The organism is Bacillus sp. FJAT-50079 (assembly GCF_018343515.1).
Taxonomy (GTDB): domain Bacteria; phylum Bacillota; class Bacilli; order Bacillales; family Bacillaceae_C; genus Lederbergia.
In genome coordinates, this window is sequence record NZ_JAGYPD010000002.1 from 271,199 (window position 1) to 288,806 (window position 17,608).

The window sequence follows — 17,608 nt, forward strand, 5'->3', positions numbered from 1 at the left end:
TTCTCCTTTCGTAAACTCAATAGAATCAACGTTTTGAATGTACGATTTATTTATTAATATAAGTATATCATGAAAATGTTTATAAAACCAATAGAATCAATGAAATGAATGTAAGTTTTTATGTAATATCTTACATTAGATAAAATCAAACTTTTATCAAGTTATTATTAATGCAAAGGTTCTTGATCTTGCTTTTCTTCTCTTTTCTTTTTAAGTAAATCCAAAAGGTAGTTTTTATCATTGGAATCATCGGATTTAATGGTGATCTCTTGCACTTGATTGCTGTTCCAACCTGCATACTGTAATAAAATATTGGCGCAATGGTAGCGGGTCATATCATTTTTCGATGAATCCCTTAATTCTTCCAACACTTTAATGTTGGCTTCTGCATTGCCCTTTACTTTTTCTTTAAGGATATTGTTCTTTAGCTCCTGCATTTCTTGAAGTTTAGCTTTAAAATTATCTTTAGACATCCATGTATACATTGTCTTTCTTGATACCCCAACTTCTTTGGCAATCGCTGTAATTGTATGACCGCCTTCAACAAGCATTTCAATAGCCTTTAGCTGTCTTTCTTCCAACATAATTATCACTTCCTTTCATTAATAATTCATAGTCAAATTTCTGGAAGCTGTTTCCATTTGTGCGGGTTTACTCTACTAAAACCCAAATTCAATCCAAAAATAAAACACCCATTCAACATGGATGTTTTAGTCAAAGATCGAACACATATTAAGAATTAACTTTATTTTTATCCCTTTTCGCTATATGTTCAATAAATCCTTTAGGTAGTCTATGATAAAACTTCTCCGCTTCTTTCACATCTGTAATTAGCTCTTGAACAATAATGTTTAATAAATCGAATAAATATATTACATCTTCTCTCCGTTCATCTAAATTAATACTACTAGGATGAACGCTATTATTTCCATACCATCTAACAGCATCTAATCCTTGTTGTATTTTAGTAGATACTCCTAATTTCACAATTGATTTTATTTTGTCATTTAAGTCACCTTTTTCACCTAGATGCTCTAATAATAATTCAATCGCAAGCCTTAATAGCGCTGATGATGATCTCGGAGAAATATTAAATACGTCAGATGCTTCTGTGTATAATGATTTAACCCCACTGGGCATATCTGCTAATGGCTTAGGTATACTCCCGACAATTGGATAGACCATTTTATCATTATGCCAAAAGGAAATGCCATCACATTCTGGACATGCTGTTGAAGAATACTCATTCTCGTTATTCTTAGTTTCACTTTCGATTGAATCAACTTTAATAAAACCTCGTCGTGCTCCATAATCATAGGTATCTATCCGTGGTATGTTTTCCTTATAGAGTATTCTTTCTAAAGTGTAATGATACTGAGGACAATAAGTATGACAATATGGACAATTATATTTATTCTCTTTTAAAGAAGGAATAGCTTCCTTTTTCATAGAATCACCCCACCTGTAATATGGTTCCATTTTACCATATGTCTTCTATTAATGAGAGATTTCACCTTAACCAACCTTGACCTTTAATCTCAAAAAGTCACACTCGATTGAATGTGACTTCCTAATTAATCTCTAATATTTGTAGCAATTTTAAATTCACTGATTATCTTTTCCATTTCCATTCTCATAAATAAACTCAAATATCCTTTTTCTTGCCCATAAGGAATGCTCTCATCCAAACTAGTAATTACATCAAAAGAAAATTGGGCTTGATACTTGTTTGTTTCTTCATGTTTCCCAATATCAATTTTAACCAACTCACCTGTAAGCTCATCTTTAAAATATTTTTTCACTGCTTCCAAGTCCTCTGTAATAAAATCAACTGCTAAAATAGCCACCTTCAACACCCCCATCAAATATTTACCTACACTTCCAATATTCGACAAGCATGTAAAAAGTCCTCTATTTCCCCAATTCATTATTTAATCATATTTTTAATTAAGTAAATCAGAAAAGCCCCCAATTTAATGGATGCCCTAAACCAATACCACAATTTCCGATACTCTTAATTTCCTTTTTAAATGTCTCTCTTGAAAATTAATAAAGCCATAATCCCTTAATATCTTTAGCATTGCTATCCTTTTGTTCTCAAACTCTTCTAATCCATCTTGCTTGCACAATATATAGTAATCCTGATCTTCTCTATTTGCTCTGACAACCTGATTTAATAAATGAAACTCTTCTCTGTTAAGCATCGGATATTGCGACCAATCTAAAATCCAATTTGGCTCTAAATAAGTTTTCATCAACCATCCTCCTAAACATCGTCTTATAATGACAATATTCTGCAAATGGTTGGAAAGTCCTCTTTATACATAGATGTTTTATGCTATTATGTGATCTTAAAATCTGTATCTGCTCACATACCTAAATCTAATTTCACAAGCACCTGTTACCTTAAATCTATTCGTACCTAAGAAAAGTCTAGGAAACTCACCAATTATTTTATCATAACGATAAACACCAATTGCATCAGTTTCTATTATTTCTCTTTCACAATCTATATAAATATCTTCTAAATCCGTTAAATCACGTATTTCAAATATACTATTTCCGTCATCCAAGCTTTCAATAACGATATTTCCATATCCATTTTTCTTTAACGATATTTCCATAAATGTATCCAGATGACCATTATTTGAGACTGTTATTGTTTTGTTTGTTGTTATTACTTCTAGATTAGTAGTTATTAATGGAGAATATAGGTTTGAGGAATCGCACCTTACAGTTAATGTGAAATATCCCTCATTTAATCCATTATGTATAATTCTTGGTTCACCAATAAATATACAATTATAAACCCTATCTTCTTTCCCTTCGAAATATAATGGTTTATAATGATTTGCAAATAACCACTTTATGATATTATCAATTTTACTTTCCGAAAATTTATCCTCAAAAGCAACAACCATATCAAACTGTATGGGAGAATCTTCTACGCTGTGTAATGCAGGTCTATCGCTTCCCCTAATTCGTGTTTCGTTTAATTCTCTTTCTGCAATAAATGTTTCATCAAACATCCCGCCGTCAAGAACAACATGTATCAAACCATAAGTATCCGACCATATTCCATCGAAATTGAAGCGAATTTTATCTTTAATTGTTGACATTTTTCTCAGTCCTTTTATGCCCCTTTAATTCTTCAATTCTGTTTTCAATTAAGACAACAATTTTATATAGCAGCTTGCTTGAAATTTCATTTTTTCTAATCGATAAAATACCATCAGCATCAACATTAAATAAAATTTTTTCCATAAAATTGTTTTCTTTTTTCTCAATAACCCATTTACTCAAAATCTCGTTCTGTTCATTTAAATTCCCATCATCTTTAAGAATCCCCATAAATTCAGCCCAAAACTTCAATTCTTTATCAATGCTCATTTCACGTAATCCCTTTTTCTCAACAACCGCATAAGCTTCTTCTGTACTATGCTTTAAACGATGTCTCATACTTCCTACTGCTGATTCACTATATGGCTTGCAAGTATCTGGCAATTGGCTGTAAGGCGTTAAATATTCATCATCTCTATCACGTTGAAAGAATTTCATAATATTCAAGAATTTAATTTGATCTTTTGTTAAAATATCCTCATGTGAATTTGAAAACCAATCTAGAAAGTGTGAGTAAAAATAATCATCCTTCATATGAAAATGATTCATTTCATCACTTAAAAATTCAATCAAACTGGAATCCCCATCTTCGCCACTCAAAACAGTGTCAAAGCTCTCAACAACGGGCTTAAGCCATTCAACTTGACCATCTTTTTTAACGCTATAATTATTATTAACTTCGTTTGCATAATTTTTTACATCTGTTTTTATTATTTTATTTACATTATCATGAAGTATTGAATATTCTCTAGTTCCTGCTGTCGAAACCTTTGACCAATCAAAATATTTATCCTTCGGCTGAAATGTCATTACAGTTCTTGTAACCGAAAGCATAATTTCACTCATAAAATCATTTTCCTCATTATTAAAAAGCCACTTATAACTATGCCAAATCGAATATATAAAACTTTTTGATTTCTTAGAATTAGGCTCATGCCTTTTACCCTTTTTCACAAAATATTCTTCAACAAATTTAACTCTATATTCTTTTGTTTCATCTTGTATCGGACTTTCCTTTTCCTCAACCTCTTCAATAATTGGTACTGGAAAATTCTCTGGTAAAATCTCAATTTCATTATTTATGTAATTTCCATTTTCATCAATTACTACATTTTTATAGGTTTTATTAAACCTAATATCTGTGATGGTTCCACGAGAAACCCCAAATTTATCAGCTATCTTCTGTTGACTTATTTTCCCGCCAAAACCTGCTAATAATCTTTTAATTTCAATAACATCTTCTGTACTTAGTTTTGCTTCTGCCAAGTTAATCAACCTTTAAAAATGACAAAAGAAATTCTTCAAGCTTTTGCTCATCCACATCAAAACCAGTTGAAACGGTAATGAATGGATATTTTTGCTCGATTACTTCTGCTAATTTATTAAATTTATTTAAATCATTCTCAACTTCATTTACTTTATCAACAAATTTACCAAAATTAAAATTATCGCTAACTTCTATTTCATATAATTTTCGATATTCATTAATTAAATTTTTCAATTTAATTTGCCCCTTTTTTATTTAGTTGTATATTAAGTTGTAATTTTAAATTAAAAAACACACGAAAAGAGTAAAAGGAAAATTCATGAATTTTCCATATTGATTTTTTGAAGGACTGGCATAATTCTTGAGCAAATGTTTGCCTTTTACTCTGGTTCATGTGTTTTAGGAGGAATAATCATACTAAAAAAATATGATTATTAGCCGTTTCATTTATTTAGTGACGCTAAAACAGCCGATTGTACCTATCGCATGGTAGGTAGTAACGTCAAGATCATTAAAAATTTTCCATTTTCTTTGTTAAATTATTAATTTCTTTTTTTACTTCTTCATAAGCCTTCGCAAGCTCAATATTTTGCTTTCTTAAAAATTCAACTTCCATTCTTAATGAATTGATCTCATTTCTCTGGGATTCGATCAATACTTTTAAATCCCCGATCTCTTCAATTTGAAGAAGAGCTATTTCTTTAAGTTCTTTTAATTTTCTTTTTCCGAACATTTTCTCACCCACTTTTTATAAAATTTTCAACATAAAAAGCGCCTGCATATTTGCAAGCGCCTTGATTATTTATTTAAAAAACCTCTTGTATTTACCCTCTCAATAGACAAAACATCTATGGAAAAAAGATACTCTTTTAACCAATATTCTTTAATTTCCATACCTCTGAAAATACACTTTTCCAATTGTCATAGATTTTATTTTCGATACGCTTTAATGTATTCTTAAAATTCGCTTCCGACATTTCCATTCTTTCAGCAACATATATCTTTTTTAAATAAGCCTTGCCGTCTGGCGTCCACCAGAACGATTCAACCTTTTCATTTTCAATCTCACCTTTAACAATTGAATAAACTTTCAACATAAATTCCTTTTGGCTTTTCGTTAAATATCCATCAAAAGCATCTGCTCCAATAAATTTTAAGCTCTTACCTAAAATCATCATCCACGCTTCATTTTCTGCATCATCACTAAATTTAGGTTTTATGTAGTGGCTTTCTTTGCCATTTCTAATACGTTTCACACCTGTCTCTTTCATTTGCAATTCGATAAATTTAGTTTGTAATGCAAGATTTAAATATTTTACGATTTCCTTTTCATCACGTTCAACATCAATCTTTTTTAATCCATGTTTTAAAGCTTCTACAAAAAATGGAAGCAACTTCTTTTTAGTTTCTTTAAAATCCCTTTTAAACTCTCGGCTGTCTTGGCTTAACTTTCTAAACTTCTTACAAAGATAGAATAATTCATGTGATTGTCCGCCATAATGCCTTTCAAGTTTCCCTTTATTCTTCCAAATTGAATCAAAATTATAGTTTTCAACCTCATCAATATCAACACCTAACCAAGGATTATCTTTTAAATCCTCCAACCAATAGCTTTCAGTATCATCTGCCTTAATTACGTTATAGCCTTCATTGTCGTCCCAATCTTTCAAATTAGCATGTTTATTTTCATCGAAAAAGTAATCCTTCAACTTGTTTTTATTTCCAAACAATGCCTTATAATCTGCTTTGTCCTCTGCATCCGATTGATATTTATATCGGAAATTCCTTTCCCTAAAACAATCCTTTAATAAAGATGCTCGAATTTTAATGGCAATATAAATTAAGCCATCAACATCAAGATTTTCTTTCCCTTCATCGTAGCCATACTTCATTAAATCCATATCAACATATCCCAAAATCTTTTGAATAACATCATTGTTTTTGCCTGCTTTAAAATCTTTAATTAATTCTTTCATACTCATTTTTAAAATTTCCCCTTATTTTTATATTATTTTTTAAAACGAATTAACCAATCTTTACCCATTTACCAAGTTCATAATTGTAGCCCTTGTCATCTTCAAACGCTTCGAGATAATAAATCCAGTAACACTCGATTTGTCTTAGCTCATCAGCATCATCAACAATCTCCAAAACTTCCCATTTAAAATTGCCCCAACCATATTCACGAAACGCTTCGGCAATTTTTGTATTATAATTTAAGCTTTCCGCATCAAAACTTGAATTTTTATGCTTTGTCATCCTTTGTGCCAACGTCTGGGATGTACTGCCAACATATTTTTTCCCATTAATTTTGTTAGTGACGCAATAAACCACACCTTCAACGTAAAAGCTTTCATCATATGGCTTTCTTTGCGAATCACGCATAATCTCTTTATCTCTTTTTGCTCCAACAATATAATAAATACAGTTTCCTTCTTTAGTTTTTTGCACAAAGCCATATTTTTGTATTAGTGTTTTTAAAATTGCTTGCTCGGTCGTTTTAGCAAGAAAACCATATTTTTCAAAATAAGCCTTTTGCTTTTCATTTCCAAATTTTTCAACCAATTGTTTCTTTGTAAATTTCTCTTTTTTCAATTTAAATTTCCCCTTTTTATATTTGATTTTTTTCACACTTCAATGAAAACGCCTTCATTACTTTTAATGTGAAATAGCCCTTCGATAAAATGAGAAGGGTTTGTGTTTGTGTTTTTGTGTTTGTTATTTATAAAGTGTTTTTCAAAAGGTTGGTTTTAGTCTAATATATAATAATATTTATTTACTTAGATATTATAAAATTAAATATAACATTCATATAAATATATTATTTATTATATATTCCCTTATATCCTACCTTTTGGATTTTAAAACTATTAAATTACTTTCTTTTCTTTTACATCTTTTGCTTTAATCAATTGACGTTTGCTATACTTTTTCTCCTCTTCTATATAACTTTCAACGCCATTGCAGATGTAGATGTTTGCCCCTTCACCTTCTTCCGCACCAACAACAAATGGAGCAGGAATGCATTTGATAAGATTATGCCTTTTTAAATAATCCAATGCTTTATCTCTTTTCTTTTCTGTAATTCCTGTTTGCTCTGAAATCTTGCTCAAACCAATTTCAATATTTCCACCTGCTACATCACATTTATGCTTTAAAAAGCTGTAAATGTAAAAAGCAGATGTGCCTAAATTTTTATTTGTTATGCATTGCATAAACACTCTAAAATCAACATGGTGCGTGTTGTCAATATATCCAAAGAATGTTCCAAGACCATGTTCATCATCATCTTCAAGACAAAATATAGGATATTTAAACACCTTTCTATTTGACCATGTTTTTGTTTTTAAGCTATCAGCATAAATAAATTGAAGTATATCTTCATCAAACCCTGCTAAAATTGGTGCTTCCTTGAATGGTAATGTCTTAGTCAATCCCATCTGGTCTAATACACCATTCTTTTTGATTATGTAATCAATTTCCTTGCTCTTAGGTGAAAAGCCTATGACCTCTTTAAATGCCCCTGTATCTGTTAAAGAATCACTTAATTCACCATATTTGGCGTTACGATAAAACCATGACACCAAATACAAATATGTATAAGCTACATCAACATGAGTTGATTTTCTTTCCTTATTTTTTTTCGTCAATGCTTTTTCTTTTGATAGCCTTGCAAATAAATCATTTGGCATAAACACTTTTCCATATTTCCTATTATCAGTTGTGAATTGCAATCTTTCACTTAGTTTCTCATAATTTAACTTTGCCATTTCGATTAACTCCTGCTATATTGATTATCCTTGTTAATTGCTTAACATTGTAGTAATTACCTACATTTATTTCATTTCTTGTAATGCTTGATTCAATTATGGTGTTATATAAAACAACCAAAATTCAACACCTTCTTTAGTGAAGGCTTTTGTGATAAATTCAAAACCTTTATCGTATCGTAAATACTTCATTGTTTTTTTGTTGTAACAAAAGAAAAAATCTTGTGCTGTCATCTTGTAATAAACTCCTTTAATTAACATTTTAGGGGTGTCATTTTGAGCATAATTTATACCCTTTTTGACACTACCTTAATTTAGGGGTATCAAAAAGGGTATTTTTCTTGCTGTTTTTGACACCTCACCAGTGTCATTTTAGGCAATTTTTACGCCCTTTTTGACACAGTATAAATAGATGAAAATACTAAATAGATTAATATGTATCTTCAATCCTTCGCTAACGCTCGTTCAAGTTCAAAACCTTGGGGGCAAGCCCCCATTTTTTTATCTAAACGAATAGTTATCAGTAAGATAAAGCTCCATCAAATTCACTTTCAATGCTTTGTGAATCGTTGTTATACTAACATCATACATTTCTGCTAATCTCTCCATGTTCCACTCTTTGTTGTAAGGAATATATAATTTATGAATTTCAGTAACATCTTCTTCATATAAAATGCTTTCACTTCCGAATAAGCCTATTTCCCAAGCGTGATTGATATTTTCTTTCCTCGTATTCCATTCTAAATTAGATACATGATTATTTGTTTTTTCTCCATCTTTATGGTTTACGTCAATTTTATTTTCTAGATTGGGAATAAAAGCTTCTGCAACAACTCTATGTAAATAATGTGTTCGATACTTTCCATTTTCATCTTGTTTAAGTTTTACTGTTTCATAACCAGAACCATTTACAGTTGGTTTAAGGCAACTACCATCCTTCTTTGCTTTTCTTCTTACACGACCTAAATTGCTAACCTCATAGGCACTTGCACCCTCAATTGTTTTCCATAGTTCCATATTTAATCCATCCTTAATTGTTTTTTTTGAGAAGTAAAATACCCCTCATTAATAAAGCCCATAACTAAACACTTTTTTCCGCATTGAAAATTTTTTTATTTAAACGAAATGTGTAAACAAAATACTCTCCCTAATTATTAGTGCGTTATTTTTCAAAAATAAAAAAGAATGAACATGATCGTTCATTCTTTTAACGTTGCTTAAACATCATTGAACTTCTTTTAATATTGCAAGAACTTGATCAACTTTTTCAAAGCCATCTTCCATCATTGATTCACCTTCATTAATCGTATCTTGATTATTGCCATCTTCAATACCTTCAACTATTTTATAACTTGCAGAAGACATGGTTGAAAATGCATCTATCGAAAGTGAATGTATCTCCTTGAATCTTTCTGGTACATCTTCTTCTTTCACTACTTCTTTAAGATACATAACTAATGTTACGAAATTTCCTGCCTTCAAACTTAAAAGTAAATTAAAGTCTTCCTCCTCAATTATAGTAGGATCAGATTCAACATAAGATACTATCTTATTCATTTCTTCTACATAATCATCAAGATTCGAATAAAGCCCCGAAAGCATTTCTACATACTTAATTTCGTCAACTGTTAGCTCTGCTTTTTCTACTACATCAACTGCTTCTTTATCCACTTCTTGTTCTTCAACATCAACCTCTTCTTTAGGCTGTTCAGCGTCAACCTTTTCATCATTTTCTTTGCAGCCCACAATAACGAATGTAAGCAGCACTAATAATAATGATAATAATATCTTCTTAATTTCCCCCAACTCCTTCCACCTTTGTTAAATTAAGGTTAATAACCTAATCCAAAAGTACCACATTATCCGTATATTATGAATACTTTAAAAATAAATGTTTATTACTTTACATTAATGAAGTTTTAAAACTTCTTTTAAAACTTCATTCACAAAAAAATCAACATTCTTTTAAACATCTTTAAATCCCCTATTGCTTACAAAGCTTGTCAATCGTTTAAATGGGTGTTTAAATTATAATTTAAACGGTTGAAATCGCCAAAAACCCATTAATATCAATGGTTTGCAGATTTCCTTAATCTGCTGACAATATACTATTTACAGAAATTTAAGCAAAAGCCAAAAATCAGATTAAGAGAATGAAAATATCGTTTAATTATTTCAGTTTTCTTTATCACACTTCCAAATCAAACCACCCCCTCAAAAGCCCCTATTCCCCTTCTAAACCATTCCAATATGATTCGTATCCATAATCCATAATATCTTGAAAGCCCTCTAAAGCTCCTAAATTGAGTAATTGGATGCACCTCGCATCTATACATTGCAATTGCATATTTATACATTGTAATTGAATAATATTTTTAAAGGTTTTATGATCTTTGCACTTGACTTTGATTTTCTGTTTTATCAGCGTGGATTGAGCCATGAAACGGCTTGGAGCAAAGTTGCTACCTACATTCAAGATAAAAAAGATTATCAAGAACAAAGATAGCGACTGCAATATCAGCTTAGGCTTATCGCCCTGTATCCGTATTGTTATGCACCCTATTTGCCGTTGGATTGCTCCAAAACAAGCCTACTGCATCAAGTAGCCCTAACAGTTCAGATCAACTTACAATCGTCTATGGCTTGTCCTATACGCTTACAATGAGCGTCTACCCTTCCTAACGACAGCACTAAGGTAGCTTTCACCATTCAGACACGAAACGAAATAGGGAACGTTTTTATGTGTCCTAGTGTTATTTATTGCATCGGCTAACACTTAACCTTTCCAGTTTATTTTCAATTGGTGTAAATTGGCAATCCACCAATGAAACACCCTACCTAAAAAAGGCAATACTTAATAAGCCTTGCAATATCTCATTTTTTTGATAATATTGAAGGTAGGGAAATTCCATATTAAGTTATGGGATTGAAAAGTTTTACATCGGCTTGTTAGTGCTACCAACACTAGCAGGCTTTTTTATTTCATTTAAAAATGCATCCCATCCATAAACATAGATGTTTAACAACGCTAGTCCAATGATGCTGAAAGGGATAAAAGCAACGAGGAAGATAAACGCTCCCATAGGCTTAAAACACCTCCTTTCTGGCTCTTGCATCAAGCCCTGCATACTTTCATGATTTATCTCCCCTTTTATTTAAATTCATGAGTGGGCTTGACGGCATTGCCTTTTTAATGAGTTCAAAATCTTCAAGTGATTGTAAATATCTTTGTGTAGTTGTAACATCCGAATGACCTAGCAACTTGGATAATGTATAAATATCAATTCCGTTTAAAATACATTGGACGGCAAAAAAGTGTCTAAAAGTATGTGGTGATACTCTTTTATTTTTAATTCCTGCCCTTTCACCTGCTTTTTTAACAAGATTATCCAAACCAACATGAGAAAGCATATCTCCTGCATATGACAAAAAATAATAATTATCATTAAAATATTTGCCTCGAAAATATTCGATTCTTTTTCGTTCATATCTAATGAGTATTCTTTTTAGAGCAGGGCTGACAAAAATCATTCTCTCTTTATTGCCTTTTCCATTTACTAGAATGGAAGTTTCATGCACACTTCTTGTTTCAAGTCTCCTGATCTCTATTGCTCTTAATCCACAATCTGCAAGCATCGCAATGATCGCTTTGTTACGGGCTTCAAGATAATTTTTATAAGTGAAGGCATCAATCATGTTTTGAACTTCTTTTATCGTAAATCCTTTTAATAATTTCTTCGGTACCTTTGGCATTTCAACATTTGATGCAATATTTTCTTTCAAATATCCCTCTTTTACACACCAACTAAAAAATGCCTTGATCATCTTAAACATAGAAACAATACTTTGTGGTTGTAATCCATCTTTGTGTTTCGTCCTCACATAAGCTTTTAAATCGTGGGTGCTGATGCTTTCCAATTCTGTAATGCCACGCTTTTCTATTAAAAACTTTTTTAGCTGTTTATGCTCCTGAGCTTTATTTTTCATCGTCTTTTTTGTGTATCTTTTTGCTAAGCAATAATACTCATATTCCCGCAACACGTCTTCAAACAACAAAAAAGATCACTCCTCCCATTGGTTTAGTTTCCAATGAATAGAATGATCTTTTGAATGTAATTTGAAAGATTCACCATAATTTCGTTAAAAATCACGATGAAAGATTCACCAAGCAAGCAAATTATTGATGAGTAATCGAGATTTCAAACCTCTCCAAACCCTTATGTATCAAGGGATTATTACTTCATCTGCTTATTCATTGCTTGCATCATTTGATTAATTTTCTTCTGGGATGGTTTCATTCCCATTTGCATCATCATCATTTTAAGCATTTGTTCGTTGATTGGTGGATTTTTCTTTAGATACGTCATCATGTATCTGCGGGCAATGAAAAATCCGAGTGCAACACCAGCAAGAAGCGCTAATACACCCGTTAAAATATACGGCCACACCATATGAATTTCCTCCTTCAAGTTGTCTACACCTCAGTTTACTAAATACCCGCAAATAATACAATAACACACACCTATTTCATACAAACTTTCTTTCTTTTATTGGCTTTATCCAGCCATATCGATTGTTTTCGAGATCAACGGCTAGGAAACGACCATCAAATTTGCGCAAAGCCTCGAAAAATACTGATTCGGACTCGAAGCCACCATTCGCATTTACTTTTAAGCTCCGCTCCCCAATTAATAATTCAGCATCTTTTTTTCCTTTTGGAATACCAACATAATAACTTTTTCCTTTAATATAAAAATTTTTGCTTTGGACGGAATCAGCAAAATGGCGATGGAGATCTAAATGCGGCAATGGCTTTGTTATGTATTGTATTTGTTTTTTCACGATGTTTTTCATCTCACCGTGCTCGTAGCGATCAGCAACAAATAGTTCATAAAATTTATTCTCTCGACCATAAAAATAATTAGCAAACTCATCTTTTATTAAATAAATAAAGTACGTTCTCATACGCGGTCACTCCCTAGTCGTTTTTTTATCCATATTGACAAGGTTTCATGTAATAATATAGGACCTACTTTTTTATATAGTTCGTGATTTTTTCTAATTTTCCTTCAATTGCGCAAAAAAAAGGAGAAAACTTTATATGTAAAAGTTTTCCCCTTTTGGATGATCGATCTTATTGTAATAAAGATTTCACGCGTGCAACAACGTTTCCAACGCTAAAACCAAATTCTTCAGCAATTTTTTCACCAGGTGCAGACTCTCCAAAGCGATCAATTGCTAATACATCGCCTTCATCACCAACATATTTATGCCAGCCAAGTGATGAGCCCATTTCTAATGCGAAGCGCTTTTTAATTGCTTTTGGCAATACTGAATCTTTATATTCTTGTGATTGCTCTTCAAATTTATCCCATGAAGGCATGCTCACAACCGATACTTGAATATTTTCAGCAGCTAATGCTTTTTGCGCTTCAACTGCAAGACTTACTTCTGAACCTGTCGCTAGTAAAAGTGCATCCGCTTGGTCGTTCGCAGCAGGAGATACAACATATGCCCCTTTGGCAACGCCTTGCTTCGCAGTTTCTGCTGTGCCAGGTAAAGTAGGTAAGTTTTGACGAGATAATACTAGAGCTGTTGGTTTGTCTTTCGACTCTATCGCAGAACGCCATGCAGCCGCAACTTCATTTGCATCGGCTGGTCTAATAACTGAAAGTCCTGGCATTGCACGAAGTGATGCCAATTGCTCAATCGGCTCATGTGTCGGACCATCTTCACCAACAAAAATGCTGTCATGTGTAAATACATATGTCACAGGAACTTTCATCAATGCTGCAAGACGAATTGCCGGACGTAAGTAGTCAGAGAAGACGAAGAATGTTGCTCCAAATGTGCGAAGTCCGCCATGAAGGGCAATCCCGTTCATTGCTGCCGCCATTCCAAATTCCCTTACACCAAACCAAATATTTCTACCAGCGTAGTTTGTTGCGCTGTAATCTGTTTCGCTGCCCATCATTGTTTTGTTTGAGCTCGCAAGGTCAGCTGCTCCACCAAATAAAGTTGGAAGATTTGGTGCAATCGCGTTCAATACTTGACTGCTTGATTCACGAGTAGCAATGCTTGATCCTTCTTCATAAACAGCGACATCTTTATCCCAGCCTTCAGGAAGCTCACCAGAAATCGCTAATTCAAGTTGAGCTGCAAGCTCAGGATGCTCTGCTTTATAAGTAGCAAAAAGTGCGTCCCACTCTGCTTCTTTTTCTTTTCCATTTTTCACAATCTTTTCTTCGAATTCATCGTATACTTCAGATGGAACATGGAAATCTTCCTCAAATGTCCATTTGTAGTAGTCTTTTGTCAGTTTCATTTCGGCTTCGCCAAGTGGTGCACCGTGAGAAGCAGATTTTCCACCTTTATTTGGTGAACCGTATCCAATAACCGTTTTCACTTCAATAAGCGTTGGTTTTGATGTTTCTTTCTTCGCTTCTTCGATTGCTTTTGCGATTTCGTTCATGTCATTTCCATCTTCAACGCGAACGTAATGCCAACCATACGCTTCAAAGCGACCTGCTACATTTTCAGAGAATGATTTATCCAATTCTCCATCAAGTGTAATATCATTTGAATCATAAAGCATGATCAATTTACCAAGCTCTAAGTGAGCAGCAAGTGATACAGCTTCAGATGCAACACCTTCCATTAAATCTCCATCACCACATAGTGCATATGTATAGTGATCAACGACATTCATATTGTCTTTATTGTATACTTCTGCCATATGACGCTCAGCCATTGCCATTCCGACTGCCATTCCAATACCTTGTCCTAGTGGACCAGTCGTAGCTTCAACTCCAGCTGTATAACCGTATTCAGGATGTCCTGGTGTACGGCTTCCCCATTGACGGAAGTTTTTAATATCATCCATTGTCACATCATAGCCAGATAAATGAAGCAGGCTATAAAGCAACATCGAACCGTGACCTGCTGATAATACAAAGCGATCGCGATTAAACCATTGCGGATTTTTTGGATTGTGATTCATAAAACGACTCCATAGTGTATAAGCCATTGGAGCTGCGCCCATTGGAAGACCCGGATGTCCAGAATTAGACTTTTCAATTGCATCGATTGAAAGTGTCCGAATCGTGTTTACTGCTAATTGATCCACTTCTTTAAACATTGACAACAACCTTTCTTTCCTTGATATGTCCTCTTCTATCATAGTTGTTTTTTGTCGATTTAACAACATATTTACGATAATTGTGAAAGAAATCTCATTTTTAACACAATTAATGAAGTCTTTTCTTTTCTTGAATTTCTTTAATTTTCTCTGGCGTTACATCTTCTCCCGCGGCATCGATGACACGGACATTTTCAATCGTTCTTTTTATCGATGAGCGAAATGTTTGTAAATATTCTGCACGTAAGCTTGATTGTTCCTTTGCTTCTTCCGCAGTTAATTTCCGTTCTTTCGCTAATTTAGCCAACTCATTAATTCTTGCCATTTTTTCTTTTGGCAGCATCGCGATAACTCCTTTTCTTTTACTTTCCATACGAAATCGAATACACGGTTAAATATACACAAAAAAAAGACGTATCACAACTGATCCGTCTTTCAGCCTGTTGACAAACGTCGCATCTGTCATAATCCATTTCGCTCGACTTCGCAAAGGCTGACAAGCATTTTTAATCAGCCTGAGGTGATTCCTTTTCATTGTTTATCCTTTCCTGTTCGCGAACGTATTCTTGGTATCTGCGATGAACGGTTGCTTTAGAAACATCAAAGCCAAATCCCCTCATCGTAGCAGCGATCTCTGCGAACGTAAGCTCATTTTTCCGCAAGCGAACAATCTCTTCGATCGGAATTTCCTTGCGTTCACGACCATCCAGATTCCCACGATTTTTCAAGTTCTTTTCAGGTCGATATCCACGCTCAACCGCCCTTTTCATTCCTCTGCGAATTTTAAGATTATGAAGCTTGCGTTGGTATTCTTCCACCATGCTCACGATATTAATAACCATTGAGTCTGTTTCAGACAAATGCAGCTCCCCGTGGTGAGAAAAACTATATACTTTCACCTGTTCTTTCATTAGACAATGCAATAAAGCGATCTTCGCGTTCCCTCGCCCAAGCCTCGTTTCATCTTGAATAAGAATCGCATCAATCGGATGTTGTTGGATTCTTTCGAGCATATCCAAAACCCCTGAGCGATCGAGATCATAGCCACTCGATTGATCGCAAATAATAGAATCAATCTCAAATCCCCATTTACTTGCAGCTTCAGTCAATTCCTCTTCTTGTCTTTTCAGTGAGGTTTCTTGCGTTTCTTTATTTGTACTTACTCGACAATAAATAATGGCTTTCAAAAAACACACGTCCTTTATTCTGTTTGAAAAACGAGATGGTTACTATCTAGCTGATTGATCAGTGACGCAGGAATTTTTAACTCATCACCGCTTTTTAACCATTGATACGTTAATTGATTTTCTTTTTCTATTGTTTTCATGACATCCATCGTTGGAATGCCTAACTGAGTCGCATAATGTTCTGAAATCGACCAGAGTGAATCACCATCTTTGATCGTAATAAAAAATGAGCTATCTTCATTATTGCTGGAACTAAATGATAAATAAAGTGCCATAGCCAACATCAAAAAAAATAAAATAATGACAAAAGAGTACTTTTTCCAAATGAACATCATTGATCATTCCTTCTTTCTCGAATGTTTGTTCTTATTTATTAATTTTATTGTAAGCGAACATTCGTTTGTTGTCAACAATTATTCGAACCTACGTTTGTACAGAATGTAAGATCGTGTTATAATGAAAATAAGACAAAATATAACGATAATGGAGTGTGAATATTGATGAAATTATCAAAGCGGCAACAAGATATTATGGATTTCATAAAAGATGAAGTAAAGACAAAGGGCTATCCACCATCTGTTCGCGAAATTGGTGAAGCTGTTGGTCTTGCGTCGAGCTCAACGGTTCATGGTCACCTTGCTCGATTGGAAAGCAAAGGCTTTATCAGACGTGATCCAACAAAACCGAGAGCGATCGAAATTTTACAAATCGAAGAAGACAATATCCCACGCCAAAAGACGATCAATGTGCCGCTCGTTGGTAAGGTAACTGCTGGTTTACCAATTTCCGCTATTGAAAATATCGAAGAATACTTTCCATTACCAGAGCATCTTGCTTCGAGCGATGAGCAAGTCTTTATGCTCGAAATTGTTGGTGAAAGTATGATTGAAGCTGGAATTCTAAATGGCGATTACGTGATCGTCCGTCAGCAACAAACAGCGAATAATGGCGATATCGTCGTGGCCATGACGGAAGATGATGAAGCAACGGTGAAACGATTTTTCAAAGAGAAAGATTACTTCCGTTTGCAGCCTGAGAACTCCACGATGGAACCGATTATCGTGCGTGATGTTTCCATCCTTGGAAAAGTAGTTGGCTTATATCGTCAAGTCATTCATTGATCGGA

At 33.5% G+C, this 17,608-nt stretch carries 23 protein-coding genes; 1 reads left to right on the forward strand and 22 read right to left on the reverse strand.

Annotated elements, in window-relative coordinates; all coding sequences use genetic code 11:
• Window positions 1-167: 167 nt before the first annotated feature.
• The 22 genes from KHA95_RS05235 to yneA all read right to left on the reverse strand — a co-directional run bounded on the left by KHA95_RS05235 (window position 168) and on the right by yneA (window position 16,817).
• On the reverse strand, window positions 168-584 hold the full coding sequence (locus KHA95_RS05235) for a phBC6A51 family helix-turn-helix protein (RefSeq protein WP_213136431.1): 417 nt from the start codon (window positions 582-584) through the stop codon (window positions 168-170).
• 148 nt (window positions 585-732) lie between these two features.
• Entirely contained in the window at window positions 733-1,449 is a 717-nt protein-coding gene (locus tag KHA95_RS05240; RefSeq protein ID WP_213136432.1) for a DUF4145 domain-containing protein, read from the reverse strand.
• 125 nt (window positions 1,450-1,574) lie between these two features.
• On the reverse strand, window positions 1,575-1,847 hold the full coding sequence (locus KHA95_RS05245; RefSeq protein ID WP_213136433.1) for a hypothetical protein: 273 nt from the start codon (window positions 1,845-1,847) through the stop codon (window positions 1,575-1,577).
• Between the two features lie 138 nt (window positions 1,848-1,985).
• A complete protein-coding gene (locus KHA95_RS05250) occupies window positions 1,986-2,255 on the reverse strand; it encodes a hypothetical protein (RefSeq protein WP_213136434.1) in 270 nt (89 codons plus the stop codon).
• A gap of 96 nt (window positions 2,256-2,351) precedes the next feature.
• The gene (locus KHA95_RS05255) at window positions 2,352-3,119 is read right to left on the reverse strand and encodes a phage tail domain-containing protein (RefSeq protein WP_213136435.1); all 768 of its coding nucleotides are present in this window, start codon (window positions 3,117-3,119) and stop codon (window positions 2,352-2,354) included.
• On the reverse strand, window positions 3,106-4,386 hold the full coding sequence (locus tag KHA95_RS05260) for a hypothetical protein (protein ID WP_213136436.1): 1,281 nt from the start codon (window positions 4,384-4,386) through the stop codon (window positions 3,106-3,108). The genes KHA95_RS05255 and KHA95_RS05260 overlap by 14 nt, the downstream gene beginning before the upstream one ends.
• 1 nt (window position 4,387) lies before the next feature.
• Window positions 4,388-4,621, reverse strand: coding sequence for a hypothetical protein (locus KHA95_RS05265; protein WP_213136437.1), 234 nt, complete (start codon window positions 4,619-4,621; stop codon window positions 4,388-4,390).
• A gap of 277 nt (window positions 4,622-4,898) precedes the next feature.
• A complete protein-coding gene (locus KHA95_RS05270) occupies window positions 4,899-5,120 on the reverse strand; it encodes a hypothetical protein (RefSeq protein WP_213136438.1) in 222 nt (73 codons plus the stop codon).
• A 136-nt stretch (window positions 5,121-5,256) separates the two neighbouring features.
• Window positions 5,257-6,369, reverse strand: a complete 1,113-nt coding sequence (locus tag KHA95_RS05275; protein ID WP_213136439.1) for a hypothetical protein — start codon at window positions 6,367-6,369, stop codon at window positions 5,257-5,259.
• 43 nt (window positions 6,370-6,412) lie between these two features.
• Entirely contained in the window at window positions 6,413-6,982 is a 570-nt protein-coding gene (locus tag KHA95_RS05280) for a GIY-YIG nuclease family protein (protein WP_213136440.1), read from the reverse strand.
• Between the two features lie 275 nt (window positions 6,983-7,257).
• Window positions 7,258-8,157 carry a hypothetical protein gene (locus KHA95_RS05285; RefSeq protein WP_213136441.1) on the reverse strand — a complete coding sequence of 300 codons (900 nt, stop codon included), beginning with the start codon at window positions 8,155-8,157 and terminating at the stop codon, window positions 7,258-7,260.
• A gap of 96 nt (window positions 8,158-8,253) precedes the next feature.
• Window positions 8,254-8,391, reverse strand: a complete 138-nt coding sequence (locus KHA95_RS05290) for a hypothetical protein (protein ID WP_213136442.1) — start codon at window positions 8,389-8,391, stop codon at window positions 8,254-8,256.
• Window positions 8,392-8,658: 267 nt separating this feature from the next.
• Window positions 8,659-9,174 (reverse strand): NUMOD4 motif-containing HNH endonuclease, encoded by a 516-nt coding sequence (locus tag KHA95_RS05295; RefSeq protein ID WP_213136443.1) that lies wholly within the window; start codon window positions 9,172-9,174, stop codon window positions 8,659-8,661.
• 207 nt (window positions 9,175-9,381) lie between these two features.
• Entirely contained in the window at window positions 9,382-9,963 is a 582-nt protein-coding gene (locus KHA95_RS05300; RefSeq protein ID WP_213136444.1) for a hypothetical protein, read from the reverse strand.
• Window positions 9,964-11,093: 1,130 nt separating this feature from the next.
• Window positions 11,094-11,240 (reverse strand): hypothetical protein, encoded by a 147-nt coding sequence (locus tag KHA95_RS05305; RefSeq protein ID WP_213136445.1) that lies wholly within the window; start codon window positions 11,238-11,240, stop codon window positions 11,094-11,096.
• Window positions 11,241-11,289: 49 nt separating this feature from the next.
• Window positions 11,290-12,198, reverse strand: a complete 909-nt coding sequence (locus KHA95_RS05310) for a tyrosine-type recombinase/integrase (RefSeq protein WP_349305445.1) — start codon at window positions 12,196-12,198, stop codon at window positions 11,290-11,292.
• A 194-nt stretch (window positions 12,199-12,392) separates the two neighbouring features.
• Complete coding sequence (locus tag KHA95_RS05315; protein ID WP_213136447.1) at window positions 12,393-12,608, reverse strand: YneF family protein; 216 nt, start codon at window positions 12,606-12,608, stop codon at window positions 12,393-12,395.
• Window positions 12,609-12,684: 76 nt separating this feature from the next.
• Window positions 12,685-13,122 carry a sporulation inhibitor of replication protein SirA gene (gene sirA / locus KHA95_RS05320; protein ID WP_213136448.1) on the reverse strand — a complete coding sequence of 146 codons (438 nt, stop codon included), beginning with the start codon at window positions 13,120-13,122 and terminating at the stop codon, window positions 12,685-12,687.
• 169 nt (window positions 13,123-13,291) lie between these two features.
• Window positions 13,292-15,295, reverse strand: a complete 2,004-nt coding sequence (gene tkt, locus KHA95_RS05325) for a transketolase (RefSeq protein ID WP_213136449.1) — start codon at window positions 15,293-15,295, stop codon at window positions 13,292-13,294.
• Window positions 15,296-15,404: 109 nt separating this feature from the next.
• Window positions 15,405-15,638, reverse strand: coding sequence for a DUF896 domain-containing protein (locus tag KHA95_RS05330; RefSeq protein ID WP_213136450.1), 234 nt, complete (start codon window positions 15,636-15,638; stop codon window positions 15,405-15,407).
• Between the two features lie 163 nt (window positions 15,639-15,801).
• Complete coding sequence (locus KHA95_RS05335; RefSeq protein ID WP_213136451.1) at window positions 15,802-16,482, reverse strand: YneB family resolvase-like protein; 681 nt, start codon at window positions 16,480-16,482, stop codon at window positions 15,802-15,804.
• A gap of 14 nt (window positions 16,483-16,496) precedes the next feature.
• The gene (gene yneA, locus KHA95_RS05340; RefSeq protein WP_213136452.1) at window positions 16,497-16,817 is read right to left on the reverse strand and encodes a cell division suppressor protein YneA; all 321 of its coding nucleotides are present in this window, start codon (window positions 16,815-16,817) and stop codon (window positions 16,497-16,499) included.
• 162 nt (window positions 16,818-16,979) lie between these two features.
• On the opposite strand from yneA, the gene lexA reads away from it, so the two are divergent.
• Window positions 16,980-17,603 (forward strand): transcriptional repressor LexA, encoded by a 624-nt coding sequence (gene lexA / locus KHA95_RS05345; RefSeq protein WP_213136453.1) that lies wholly within the window; start codon window positions 16,980-16,982, stop codon window positions 17,601-17,603.
• Window positions 17,604-17,608 lie beyond the last annotated feature (5 nt).